Genomic DNA, 255 nt, shown 5'->3' with positions numbered 1-255 from the left:
TTCCACTATTCAATCGACTATCACGTACAGGCTCTTCCCATTTCGCTCGCCACTACTTTGGGAATCTCGGTTGATTTATTTTCCTGCAGCTACTTAGATGTTTCAGTTCGCCGCGTTCGCTTTGCATGCCTATGTATTCAGCATGCAATGACCTAAAAGGCCGGGTTTCCCCATTCGGAAATCTGCGGATCAAAGCTTGTTTGCTAGCTCCCCGCAGCTTATCGCAAGCTACTACGTCCTTCATCGCCTGTAATC

At 47.8% G+C, this 255-nt stretch carries 1 rRNA gene; it reads right to left on the bottom strand.

The features are described 5' to 3' along the window. Positions 1–253, bottom strand: a 23S ribosomal RNA gene (locus F8197_RS28355); the annotation flags it as partial. Positions 254–255: the final 2 nt, after the last annotated feature.

This window comes from Duganella sp. FT27W (genome assembly GCF_009295655.1).
Taxonomy (GTDB): domain Bacteria; phylum Pseudomonadota; class Gammaproteobacteria; order Burkholderiales; family Burkholderiaceae_D; genus Rugamonas; species Rugamonas zoogloeoides.
Note: the sequence above shows the minus strand (reverse complement) of the source record. Positions and strands in the feature narration are given on the sequence as shown.